This is a genomic window from Ralstonia sp. 1B3 (assembly GCF_036631435.1).
This window is the reverse complement of sequence record NZ_JAPNUG010000027.1, coordinates 34,796-46,182: the sequence shown is the minus strand read 5'-3', so window position 1 is coordinate 46,182 and position 11,387 is coordinate 34,796. Positions and strand designations below refer to the sequence as shown.

The following is an 11,387-nucleotide window of genomic DNA, read 5'->3' as shown; positions in this document are numbered from 1 at the left end:
CGCCCCGCCTTCGTCAGGGTTTCAGCACCACCTTCACACACCCGTCCTGCTTGTCACGGAAGGTCTTGTACAGGTCGGGGCCATCCGCAAGCGTGCCGCGATGCGTCACCACGAACGACGGGTCGATCTCCCCGCGCTCGATCCGCTCAAGCAGCATCGGCAGATACCGCTGAACCGGTGTTTGCGCCATCCGGAACGTCAGCCCGCGATTGATGGCTGACCCAAACGGCACCTTGTCGAGCAACCCGCCATACACGCCGACGATCGAGACCGTACCGAAGTTGCGGCAGCACTGAATGGCCTGCCGCAGCACGTGGGGCCGGTCCGTACCGAGCGCGGTGGCCACCTTGATGCGGTCGAGCACGGAGTCGAAGCTGGCGGTCGTCTCAGGCTCCGTGCCCACTGCATCGATGCAGGCATCGGGGCCGCGGCCCTGCGTCATTTCGTTGAGCGCGTCCTGCACATCGCTGGCTTTGAAATCGAGCGTCTGTGCGCCGGCCGCGCGGGCCATGGCCAAGCGCTCGGGCACCGTATCGATGGCGATCACGCGTTCCGCCCCGAGCAGGAAGGCGCTCCGGATCGCGAACTGCCCAACGGGGCCGCAACCCCACACGGCGATGGTGTCGCCGGGCTGGATATTGCAGTTCTCGGCGGCCATGTAGCCGGTCGGAAAGATGTCCGACAGGAACAACAGGGTCTCATCGTCCACACCCTCCGGCACGCGAATGGGCCCGACGTCTGCATACGGCACGCGCAGATATTCCGCCTGGCCGCCGGCATATCCGCCCAGCAGGTGCGAGTAGCCGAACAAACCCGCCGGCGAATGGCCCCACAGCTTGGCGGCCTTGGCATGGTCAGGATTGGTCCGCTCGCATCCGGAATAGAACCCGCGCTTGCAGAAAAAGCACTCGCCGCAGGAAATGGTGAACGGCACGACAACGCGGTCGCCCACCTTCAGCTTGGTGTTCTCGGGCCCGACTTCCACGACTTCACCCATGGTTTCGTGGCCAACCACATCGCCGCTTTCCATGCCGGGCATGACACCGTCGAAGAGGTGCAAGTCCGAACCGCAGATGGCGCACGCCGTGACCTTGATGATGGCGTCGCGGCCGTGTTGGATCGTCGGGTCCGGAACGGTATCGCAGCGGATGTCGTGTTTGCCGTGCCAGCAGAGCGCCTTCATCGCAATCTCCTTGTGGATTCAGTAGTGGCCCGACGCGCCGCCGAAGCCATGCCGAGCGCCGTCGCGCCGGTCTTCAGAATCAGGGCCGCTCACGCGTGAGCAGCAAGCGCGCCTGTTCCATCCCATCTCGAATGGCCTCGCCTTCGGTATGCCAGCCGCGCCACGTCTGGGATATTTCGCGAATTTCGAAGTGCCGCTCGCCGTTGGCCACAGAGATGCGCGGCACCCAGACGCCCTGCGCATCCTGTTCTGCGATCACCGTAACGGTATGGCCCGCGCACTCGAACCGCGCCGGGCCTTCGTGCGTTGTGTCGTCTGCCATCACCGCCTTCCGTTCAGGAAAGGATGCGGCGGTGTGACCCCTGAATACATCGGCGCAACTTGTTGTGCGCCCGCCCCGAACACGCCGGCAGGTACGCCGCGGGCGAGCGAATACATGGCAATCACGGCAAGGGTGAGCGCCGCGATTGCAAGCAGTTCTTGCATATGCATGAGCGTCTCCATCTTTGTTCGAGCTTGAAACGGCCGGTGCCTGGCGCAGACGCAATGTCCAGGCCCGAGCAGCGCAGCACCCGGGCCTGGAGGCGGTGGTCACGCCTTCGTTTCACCAAGCTCCGCGCCCGTGGTCGGATCGACAGCCGGATCCGAAGCCAGACGCGCCTTCATGGCCTCGAGCGTTTCCAGTTCGGCGTCGGTCAGGTTGACCGACGCGTTGCCGTCTCCGCCGTCAACAGGCACCGGCGGGTCCGAGACAAGCTCAAGGCCGGTGCCGCTATTCCAGGGTGCCTGCACGATCGGGCCACCGCGCGACATCTTGAAATACGCATCGCTGAACTCAGGCACCGGCGGCAGTTTGCCCGGGGGAAGTTGCCGTTAATGGCATAAAGCGCCTTCTCGAACGACTTCTGGTGCGCGACTTCGCGCGTCATGAGAAAGCCCAGCGCATCGCGCACACCGGGGTCGTCGCTCACGTTGATCAATCGTTCGTAGATGATCTTGGCGCGTGCTTCGGCCGCGATGTTCGAGCGCAGGTCCGCCGTCGGCTCGCCGATCGAATCGATGTAGGCCGCGGTCCACGGCACGCCCCCCGAGTTCGTCAATGACGGCCCACCGCCATAGAGCACCTGCGTCACATGGCTGTCGTTGCCGGCGCCATTGAGCTTGCGATACAGCTCCGCCTGCTCATCCACCGCTTCCGCCAGTTCTCCCTTGGCACCGCGATTGAGCATGGCGACGATGGTGCCGATGATCTCCAGGTGGCTCAGCTCTTCGGTGGCGATGTCGTAGAGCATGTCCTTGCGGCCTGCATCTTCTTCTGCCACAGCCTGCGTGAAGTAACGCATGGCGGCAGCAAGCTCGCCCTGCGGGCCACCGAACTGCTCCAGCAGCAGGTTGGCCAGGCCAGGATCGGTTTCGCTGACCCGAACGGTGTACTGCAATCGCTTGTTGTGCATGAACATGGGTGTTCTCCGGGAATGAGTGTGTGCCGTCATGGCGCATCCCTCTCCGCAACACCCATTCCATCGCGCGCCGCACGCTTGGCCCGCAAGCCATCAGGTACGCGGGTTGCGGAGGGCCCCACCGCCACCTCTCCCGGAGATTTCATGGACGACAGTCTCGCGCTTGACCGCGACAGCTCCTCTGCTTCGAACGGCGTCGTTGCCCACGCGTGAAGCGCTGGAAGGCCGGCGACGTGGCTGGCGCACGTTCCTCCCGTTTGTCGGGCCGGCCGTGGTGGTTTCGGTGGCGTATACCGACCCGGGCAACATCGCCACCGGCATTGAAGCCGGCGCGCGGTACGGATATCAGCTGCTCTGGGTCGTGCTTGCATCGAGCCTGGTGGCGATGTTGTTCCAGATGCTCTCCGCACGGGTGGGCATTGTGACGGGCCAGAATCTCGCGCAACTCTGTCGCACGCAGTTGCCCGCACCAGCCGGCCTTGGCATGTGGCTGATCAGCGAGCTTGCCGCCATGGCCACCGACCTTGCGGAGTTCGTCGGTGCCGCCGTCGGCATCGCACTGCTGACCGGCATGCCCTTGCTGTACGCCATGGTCGTCGCGGGTGTACTGACCTATCTGCTGCTGATGCTGCAGGCGCGCGGGTTCCGCCATATCGAACTGATGATTGGCGCGCTGGTCGCCGTTATCGGTATCTCTTACATCATCCAAGTGTGGATCTTGCCCGTCTCGTGGGGGCCGCGCTGCGGCAAACCTTCGTTCCCACGGCGCTGCCGCCCGATGCGTTCATGCTCGCGGCCGGTATTGTCGGGGCCACGGTGATGCCTCATGCGCTCTTTCTGCATTCGGGGCTGGTCAATGGGCGTGTGCGCCCGCGCACTGCGTCGGAGACGTCGCAACTGCTCCGGTATTCCAACCGCGAGGTGGTGGCTGCGCTGGCCGCCGCCGGCTGCATCAACCTCGCCATGGTGGTGGTATCGGCGGGCGCGTTTCACGGCACACATGCGGAGGTGGCCGGCATTGAGGATGCCTATGTCACGTTGGCGCCGTTGTTCGGCGCATCTGCCGGGCTGGTGTTTCTGGTTGGGTTGATCGCGTCGGGGTTGTCCAGCTCCGTGGTCGGCACACTGGCGGGGCAGATGGTGCTCCAGGGCTTCCTGCGCGTGCGGTTGCCGGTGTGGGTACGCAGGCTGATCACCATGGTGCCGGCGTTCGTCGTCATCGGGGCGGGCATGGATGTCACGCGCGCACTCGTGCTCAGCCAGGTGATTCTGAGCATGGTGGTGCCGTTTCCCATGGCGGCATTGATCTGGTTGGCACGCCGGCCCGACCTGATGGGACAGCATGCCGCCGGTCACCGCCTGGTTCTACTGGCGACGGTGAGCGCCGTGCTGGTGGCAGGATTGAACGGCGCGCTGCTCGTCCATCTCATTGCATAGCGCGCGCGCCGGGCACGCATGCCGGCGCGTCAATCACGCGTGGGCCGCCTGTACCGCGGCCGCTGCAATGAAATCTGCCAGAGAGACATGCCCGCGCACAACGTCGCCCGGCTTGTCGAAATCCTCGTCCAGGGTCACGGCCGTCATCCGCACATAGGCGCGGGCCGCCTCGTCGGAGAAGCCGAGACCTTTGTAGACCGCCTCCCAGCGGTCTCGCGGCACAACGTCCACCGTCACGCCACGGCCGAGCGTGCGCGACATGGCCTGCGCAACATCCTGCGGCGTGTAGCGCTGCGGGCCCTCCACGTAGCGCACGCCCACATCGTCGAGCGGCGCGAGAAGCCGTGCGGCGGCCGCCTCGCCGAGGTCTGCGGGGGCCACCATCGGCATCGGCATGTCGGCGGGAAACATGCTCGGCAGCTTGCCTGTTTGCGCAGCTGTTTCCAGCAGGCCTGCCCAGTTGGTCATGTAGTAGGCACCACGATTGATGGCTGCCGGGATGGCCTGGCGCCGCAACCCCTCCTCAAGTTCCCACAGCGTGGAAAGGTCGCCGATGCCCTGTCCCGGGCGCGCACCATAGGTGGATGCGGCCACCACTTTCTCCAGGCCGGAGTCCTCCAGCGCAGCCAGAATGTTGGCGATCGTCCGGCGCCCGTCGCGTCGGTGTCACCGGCAGTATCGGCAGGCGGGTTGAGAAGGAATGCACGTCGGCCGCGTCGGAATGCCGCCCTGAGCGAGTCGACGTCCTCCGCATCGGCCATCGCCACCGATGCGCCTTTGTCCCGCCAGCGACCTGCGCGCTCGGGCCGCCGTGTCAGGATCATTACGTCCTCACCGGTCGCCAGCAGCGTCTGCGCAACGGCAGCCCCCACATGTCCGGTTGCACCCATCACCACGTACATCGCGCCTCCTGTTGATGTCTGGACCGCGGCTGGACTGCGCCCCTGGGCAGCCGGGCGCCGTCCGCCATCATCGCCTCACGATGGCCTGGAAGACTCGCCAGCAGCGTTTGTGCCCGTCGATGCAAGCGACGCGGCGGATCAGCCGGCCCACGCGCGGCAGTGTTCGAGATACTGCCGCTCGTGCAGCCCAAGCAGATCGACGATCGAGGACCAGAGCCAGAATGGCGCATCGATGGAACGTCCATGACGCGCCCTCAGCTCACGGTGCCATGCCCTGGCGACATCCCGCGGCATCTGGCTGCCATGGGCCAGGCCGACGATATTGCCGAGGTAGGCAGCCAGGACCGTGGCATCTTTCTGCTCCAGCTTGTCGACCGACAGCTTCAGGTCTTGCGGTTGCAGCTCACGCATGAAGAAGCTGCTGCCCAGCATGCGCCCCCACGCCATTCGGTCTCCAAGGTCGGGAGACAGACGGCGCGCGCCAGTGACCACGCGCTCGGCGTTGATCCTCGGCATCTCGCCGGCAGACGCACTGGGCGCTGCGGCCTTTCCTGCCTCCTTGATGTCAATCAGCCGATACCGCGGCCCGCGATCCTGCTCGACTGCCAGCAAGACGGCATAGCGCCGCTGCCCGAGCGAGCTGCAGCCTTTGACCCAGTACGCCGCATCGACGATGCTGACAGACGCTTCGCCGGGCATCTCGTAAAGGCGTGCGATCAGGTCCAGCACCTCATGCTCGCTCACCAGCAGTTTCAGTTCGCGCCGTTCCCTCTTGAGAGCGGCCAGAAATGGCGCCCCAGCGGAATGGTGGGAGACGTGTCGTCAAGCCGCTCCCTGGCCAGTTGTTTCCACGTACGCGCGGTCGCCGCCTTCATGGCGGTGCGCACCGATGCGGGGCGCGGAGGCAATGCACGGCGGCATCCGGGTCGATGCCGTGGAGGTAGCCCGCCATCAGCGCTTCCACCATTCTTGCCGTCACGATGCCCGGCAGGTCGGACCCCGCGCGGCCGTGGCCAGCGACACACCAAGCCGAATCAGGTCGAGCGCCGGATTGCCCAGCACCGTCTGGTCCAGATCCCGGATTTGTATGCGCGTGGCGCCAGAAGCATCGCCGATCGGGCCGAGGTTGCCGACATGGCAATCGCCGCAAATCCAGATGGTGGGCCCCTCGGGAAACGTGTGCGACTGCACCTCGCTCAGCCACTCGTAGAACTTCACGGTGCTGCCGCGAACGTACGCATGGGTGGAGCGCGTCATCTTGGATTGGCGCAGCCGGGCGAGCACGGGCGCGCGGTCTTTGGGGCGCACCGCGCTCTGCGACGATTTTTGTTGGGGCATGTCTGTGCTGAACCCGGGATGCTCAGCGGGGGATACACGCCCCAAACCGCATGCAATAAGCGTTCCGCGGCCTCAAAACAGCGTAGATAACGCTTCCACGGCGCTCAACCTTTGCTATGCTTGCTCGAAGCGCGCTGCACAGGCGTCGCTTCCATTGAATGGTCAACTTTACCCAACCATCTATTTTCACTATGGCCACCAAATCCAAGACCGCTGCCAAGACCGCTGCAAAGAAGGCCTCGCCGGCAAAGAAGGCCGCGCCAGCAAAGAAGCCTGCTGCAACGACGCCGACTCTCAAGCCCTTGAAGGACACGTTCACCAAGGCGAGCCTGGTGAGCCATCTGGCTGAACAGGCTGCCGTCGACGCCAAGGCGGTGAAGGCGGTGCTGCTCCATCTGGAGAACACCATCGTGGCTTCGCTGCACAAGAAGGGCGTCGGCGAATTCACGCTGCCGGGCCTGTTCAAGGTGACGTCGGTCAAGGTGCCGGCAACGAAGCGCCGCTTCGGCAAGAACCCCTTCACCGGTCTGGAGCAGTGGTTCGAAGCCAAACCGGCAACCGTGCGCGTCAAGGTCCGCGCCCTGAAAAAGGTCAAGGACGCAGCCCTCAACGGCTGATCGCCAGCGCAAGAAAAAGGAGCCTCGGCTCCCTTTTTGCGTGCTTGCCGGCCGGAAGACGCAGCAGGCGCAGACCAATCGGCGTGGCCGAATGGCGCTGTGTTGTGATGCTTAGCGCGCCTTGCGCGCCGTCTTTCCGCCGCCGCGTGCCGCTTCCTGGCCACCGGCGGCGCCGTCTCCGCTCATGCGTTCGAGCCACGAAAGCGCGTCCACATACGACAGAAACTGCCGCAGATAATCGGGCGACACCTCGCGCATCAACAGCAATGACCGATGCACGAGACTGCTCGAATTCAGCGGACCGGCATTCAGGGGCACCTTGTCGAGGGCGTCCCGCAACTGTTTCTCGGCGCTGACGCGGGACCACGTGTCGCGCACGTCTTCGAGAATCTTCAGCTCCGGCAATGCCCGCGGATGAGGCCCAGACCCGCCATCCGCAGCCTTGCCGACATCCGTGCGTTGCCGGCCGGCAATGTCACGCAGCAGCGCCGCCAACGCGCTGTCGGCAGGCGCTTTTGCATCGCTCGCGTCGGACGTTGCCGTCGTACGGTCGACGTCTTCCGCGTAGGCCGCGATCAGTTCGCCCAGCCGCGCATCGAGAATGCGCCGCGCCTCGCCGGTTTGTCCGGCCGCACGCCGATGCAATGCCTCGATGAAGCAAAAGCGCACGCGGTCAAGCTGGTCCGCGCCGCTGGCGCGCCAACTGTCGAGCGTGTCCTGCGCGGACGCCTCAATGCGGCTCACGACGTCCACCGTTGGAAGCAGCCTGCCTCGGCACGGGTGCGATTTCCACACGCCGGTTCTTGGCGCGCCCGACGTCGTCTGCGTTGGAACTCACCGGCTGCTGCGATCCAAACGCTGCTGCGAACACGCTCGACGCCGGAATGCCCTCGTCGATCAACGCACGCGTCACCGTCAAGGCGCGCTTGGCGGACAGCTCCCAGTTATCGGCAAACAGCCGATTGCCGGCACGCACCTGCTGGTCATCGGAAAAGCCGCTCACCATCAGGATCTCTTCACGCGACGTGAGATATGCAGCCAGCGGCCCCGCCAGGCTCTTCATCAGCGCACGGCCTTCCGGCTGCAACTGATCGGAGTTGATCGCGAACAGCACATTGCCATTGATGCCGATACGCCCGTTGACGAGCGTCACGCGCCCGGCGGCCAGCGGGCCGGCCAGCGCCTGCTCCAGTGTCTTGCGGCGCTGGGCTTCGGCCTCGCGCTGCTTGACCTCGTTTTCCAGCTTGGACGACAGCTCCAGCTGCACGCCGATCACACCGACCAAAATCAGCACAAACGCGCCCAACAGCACCGACATCAGGTCGCCAAACGCGGCCCAGACCGGCGCCGTGGCCTCGATGCCACCGTCGATCTCGTCGTTCATGCCGCTTCGGCCCCGGCCAGCGCGCGCTGGTCACCCAGGCGCTGCAGGTCTTCGAGGATCTGCTTTTGGGACAGCATGCTCAGGTCGATCACCTCACGCGCCTGGGCCACGTAGTAGGCAAGCTGTTCGTCGCTGCGGGTGAGCGACTTGTCGAGCGCGGCTTCGATGCGCTGCAACTGGGCTGCAAGCTTGTCGTTCGACTCGCCAAACAACTGCACGGCCGCGCCAAACGCCTCGCCCAGGCTCGCCACCTCCACCGCACTGCCGGTCACCTGCGCAGCCACCGCGCCAAGCTTGCCGGTCTCGGCTTCCACTCGATCGGTGAACCGCACGCCAACGCGCTCCAGCAGATCCGCCGACGTCGCCACCAGCGCATCGACCGCCGTGCGCTGCTCGGTCGACGCATGGTTGACGGCGTCGAGCAGCGTCTCCAGCGTGCCCAGCAGGCGCGCACGCTCGTCCAGCATCGCGGTATCGCGCACCATGCTGTCGGACAATTTCTGGCGCAGTTCGGCCACCACTTCGGCCGCGGCCTTGGGCGCTTCCGACGCGGCCTGCACCAGGCGCGAAATCTCGCCGATCGTGTCGTTGGCGTGCGCCTGCGTTTGCGCGGAAATGTCGCGCGCGGTCTGCGCCAGTGCGTCGCAAATCTGCTGCTGGCGGCTCGCCGTATCGGCGCCCGCCTTCTCCCATGCCTGGGTCAGCTTCTCTCCCATGGCGCCGAGGGCATCGGTCCAGGCAGTCAAACGTTGTGCATCTCGTGCTTCCAGCGCAGCTTGCAACGCGGCTTGCGACTGGCGCGACGCGTCCTGCTGCGCGGCGATATCGCGCGCGGTCTGCGCCAATGCATCGCAGATGTCTTGTTGACGGTTCGCCGTGTCGGCGCCCGCCTTCTCCCATGCCTGGCCCAGCTTTTCGCCCGTTGCGCTGAGCGCCTCGGTCCAGGCCGCCAGACGTTGCGCGTCTCGTGCTTCCAGTGCGGCTTGCAGCGCCATATGCGACTGGCGCGATGCGTCTTGCAACGACACGGCGTGCTGCTCGAACGTGGCGGCAGCCGCCTCGAGCGCGCGCTGGTTCTGGGTCGCCAGCTCGGCGTGGGCATGTTCCTGGCGGGCCAGCGCATCGCGCCAGGCGGTGGCCAGGCCGCCTGCGGTGGCATCCAGTCGCTCGGCAACACCATCGAGCAACCGCGTCGAGCGTTGCTCGAATGTCTCGGCAAACCGGTCCAGCGACGTGCCGACCTGACCGACCAGCGCCTCACTCGAGCGTTGATGCGCCGACAGGGCGTTGTTCCAGATGCCGGAGACCGCCTCCGCCGTCGCCTCAAAGCGTGACGACAAGCCATCCAATTGACGCTGCACCGCGTGCGTGACCGTCTCCTGCAGCGCGGACGATTCACGCGCGAGGCCCGCCATCGTCGTTTCCACCACAGGCTGCAGCGCCGCGCTGGCAACGCGCGCGCTTTCCGCTGCGCTGTCCTTCAACGACTGGCCAACCGAAGACGCAAGCTGGCTGTAGGCCACTTCCGTCTTGTCGAGAAACGCTTGCTGGGCGGCGATCTGCCGCTCGCTGCTGGCTGCGCCCTGCTGCTCCAGCGACACCATCATCGCCTGCAGGCGGTCCACCAATGCGGGCATCACATCGGCTTGCCGCTGCAGAAGCTTGAATGTCTCTTCACGCTGATGCGCGTGCGAATAGACGCGCAGCGTGGTGGCGATCTTCGCGTCGAGCGCCTGGACTGCCTGCAGCCGCTCGCGCCGGCACAGCGCCGACAGCAGCCCCAGCATGGCCGACGTCGCCACCCCGGCAATCGAGGTGCCGAACGAGAACCCCAACCCCTTGATAGGTGCAGCCAGCGATGCGCGGATCGCCTGCAGATCCGTCGCGCTTTCCAGCGCTGCGCCCGTGCCCTTGAGCGTCACCACCATGCCGAGCAGCGTGCCGAGCATGCCAAGCAGCACCAGCAGGCCCACCAGATACGGCGTCAGCGCGGGCGCCGGGAGCGCAACGCGCTCGCCTTCCACACGCAGGCGCACGGCATTGCGCACGCTCGGGTGCAGTGGCTCCAGCCACGCCGCCAGATTGGACGGTGGCCCGGTCAGCCCCGCCACGGCCTGCGTGACCGTGCCCGTGGCCTGGCGATAGCGGCGCAGCTCCAGCGCGCCTGCCACATAGGCGGCACCGATCACGAGCGTGACCGCCAGCGCCAGCAGGTTTCCGCCGACGACGTAGCCGCCGGCAATCCACCCCAAGGCCGCCAGCCCGACAGAAAAAACGATGAGATTCAGGTGATGTCTGGACATGAATGGTGTCTGTCCCGCTTAGCGGGGGCGAAGGGCTGCGAGCAACCCGTCGATCGGTTGAAAACGAACATCAAGCTCGGCAAGGAGCACGCTCTGCATATCCTTGCGGAACGCGTCCAGCCAGGCGCGGGATGTAGATGGGGTGGCCTGGCCCTCCGCGGGCAGCTCGGCCTGCCGCTGCTGCTCGGCCGCGCGCAGGCGCTCGAAGTACGGTCCCAGCATCGACGGAATGGCCCCGAGCAACGAACGTTCACGGCCGGCGAGCGCCTGCTCCATGCTGGCATCCAGCACCGCAAGCCGCGCGAGGTCGGGCGTCCTGGCAGCCAATAGGCGTCGCAGGCGGCCACGCAGGTCGCCGATCTCCAGCTCCATCGTCTGCTGCATCAGCACGTAGCGCTGCCGGAAATCGGCATAGTCGACCACCACCGGCACCGCCGGGTTCTGGATCGGTGCGCGTGGCCCGGGCCTTGTCTCTGGCGCGCAGCTGGACGCGATGGATTTCGTCAACGCCGCACGGACACGGCTGCCGATGGTCTCGGCGTCCGGGCCGACGGTGCGCGTGCTGGAGGCACCGGCGGGCGGTGCCGCGCTCAATGCCGACGAAAGCGTAATGGCATCCGTCCAGCTGAGCCATTGGCTCAACCGGTCAGAAAGGGGCTGCGCAGATGCGGAAACGTCGACGTCCGTCAGGCGAGCAAGAATGCGGATCAGCGCGGGGCCGCTGAGCGCCCTGCGTTGCTGGGCGTGCGCCATGCTACGAGTG

9 protein-coding genes and 4 pseudogenes are annotated in these 11,387 nt (G+C 65.9%); 2 read left to right on the top strand and 11 right to left on the bottom strand.

What is annotated here, in order from left to right; translation table 11 throughout:
- Positions 1-13 precede the first annotated feature (13 nt).
- The 4 genes and pseudogenes from OWR21_RS07760 to OWR21_RS07745 form a co-directional block, all read right to left on the bottom strand.
- On the bottom strand, positions 14-1,183 hold the full coding sequence (locus OWR21_RS07760; RefSeq protein ID WP_316890807.1) for a zinc-dependent alcohol dehydrogenase: 1,170 nt from the start codon (positions 1,181-1,183) through the stop codon (positions 14-16).
- 79 nt (positions 1,184-1,262) lie between these two features.
- Positions 1,263-1,505: a DUF6566 family protein gene (locus tag OWR21_RS07755; protein ID WP_147215284.1), complete on the bottom strand. Its 243-nt coding sequence runs from the start codon at positions 1,503-1,505 to the stop codon at positions 1,263-1,265.
- Entirely contained in the window at positions 1,505-1,675 is a 171-nt protein-coding gene (locus OWR21_RS07750) for a hypothetical protein (RefSeq protein ID WP_186829290.1), read from the bottom strand. Before OWR21_RS07750 ends, OWR21_RS07755 begins: the two co-directional genes overlap by 1 nt.
- Positions 1,676-1,774: 99 nt before the next feature.
- Positions 1,775-2,643, bottom strand: a pseudogene (locus OWR21_RS07745) (manganese catalase family protein).
- A gap of 163 nt (positions 2,644-2,806) precedes the next feature.
- Between OWR21_RS07745 and OWR21_RS12600 the strand changes: the two are divergent.
- A pseudogene (locus OWR21_RS12600) lies at positions 2,807-4,080 on the top strand (Nramp family divalent metal transporter).
- 33 nt (positions 4,081-4,113) lie between these two features.
- On the opposite strand, the gene OWR21_RS07730 reads toward OWR21_RS12600, so the two are convergent.
- The 3 genes and pseudogenes from OWR21_RS07730 to OWR21_RS07720 all read right to left on the bottom strand — a co-directional run bounded on the left by OWR21_RS07730 (position 4,114) and on the right by OWR21_RS07720 (position 6,320).
- Positions 4,114-4,674, bottom strand: a complete 561-nt coding sequence (locus OWR21_RS07730; RefSeq protein ID WP_332394972.1) for an NmrA family NAD(P)-binding protein — start codon at positions 4,672-4,674, stop codon at positions 4,114-4,116.
- 158 nt (positions 4,675-4,832) lie between these two features.
- A pseudogene (locus OWR21_RS07725) lies at positions 4,833-4,970 on the bottom strand (NAD(P)-binding domain-containing protein); the annotation flags it as partial.
- A gap of 150 nt (positions 4,971-5,120) precedes the next feature.
- Positions 5,121-6,320 (bottom strand): annotated as a pseudogene (locus OWR21_RS07720) (DUF2252 family protein).
- A 191-nt stretch (positions 6,321-6,511) separates the two neighbouring features.
- Here OWR21_RS07720 and OWR21_RS07715 point away from each other — a divergent pair.
- On the top strand, positions 6,512-6,937 hold the full coding sequence (locus tag OWR21_RS07715) for an HU family DNA-binding protein (RefSeq protein ID WP_332394923.1): 426 nt from the start codon (positions 6,512-6,514) through the stop codon (positions 6,935-6,937).
- A gap of 111 nt (positions 6,938-7,048) precedes the next feature.
- On the opposite strand, the gene OWR21_RS07710 is transcribed toward OWR21_RS07715, so the two are convergent.
- From OWR21_RS07710 to OWR21_RS07695, 4 genes are read right to left on the bottom strand one after another with little or no spacing between them, the layout of a single operon-like run.
- Complete coding sequence (locus OWR21_RS07710; RefSeq protein ID WP_316890804.1) at positions 7,049-7,681, bottom strand: DUF2894 domain-containing protein; 633 nt, start codon at positions 7,679-7,681, stop codon at positions 7,049-7,051.
- On the bottom strand, positions 7,668-8,321 hold the full coding sequence (locus OWR21_RS07705; RefSeq protein ID WP_009239900.1) for an OmpA family protein: 654 nt from the start codon (positions 8,319-8,321) through the stop codon (positions 7,668-7,670). The genes OWR21_RS07710 and OWR21_RS07705 overlap by 14 nt, the downstream gene beginning before the upstream one ends.
- The gene (locus OWR21_RS07700) at positions 8,318-10,624 is read right to left on the bottom strand and encodes a DUF802 domain-containing protein (protein WP_316890803.1); all 2,307 of its coding nucleotides are present in this window, start codon (positions 10,622-10,624) and stop codon (positions 8,318-8,320) included. Before OWR21_RS07700 ends, OWR21_RS07705 begins: the two co-directional genes overlap by 4 nt.
- 18 nt (positions 10,625-10,642) lie before the next feature.
- Positions 10,643-11,377, bottom strand: coding sequence for a DUF3348 domain-containing protein (locus OWR21_RS07695; protein WP_332394922.1), 735 nt, complete (start codon positions 11,375-11,377; stop codon positions 10,643-10,645).
- Positions 11,378-11,387: the final 10 nt, after the last annotated feature.

Bases quoted from the DNA above. Each gene is read 5' to 3' on its own strand.
- OWR21_RS07705 (WP_009239900.1), bottom strand. From the start codon at position 8,321: ATGAACGACGAGATCGACGGTGGCATCGAGGCCACGGCGCCGGTCTGG.
- OWR21_RS07700 (WP_316890803.1), bottom strand. From the start codon at position 10,624: ATGTCCAGACATCACCTGAATCTCATCGTTTTTTCTGTCGGGCTGGCG.
- OWR21_RS07755 (WP_147215284.1), bottom strand. From the start codon at position 1,505: ATGGCAGACGACACAACGCACGAAGGCCCGGCGCGGTTCGAGTGCGCG.
- OWR21_RS07750 (WP_186829290.1), bottom strand. From the start codon at position 1,675: ATGCATATGCAAGAACTGCTTGCAATCGCGGCGCTCACCCTTGCCGTG.
- OWR21_RS07715 (WP_332394923.1), top strand. From the start codon at position 6,512: ATGGCCACCAAATCCAAGACCGCTGCCAAGACCGCTGCAAAGAAGGCC.
- OWR21_RS07760 (WP_316890807.1), bottom strand. From the start codon at position 1,183: ATGAAGGCGCTCTGCTGGCACGGCAAACACGACATCCGCTGCGATACC.
- OWR21_RS07695 (WP_332394922.1), bottom strand. From the start codon at position 11,377: ATGGCGCACGCCCAGCAACGCAGGGCGCTCAGCGGCCCCGCGCTGATC.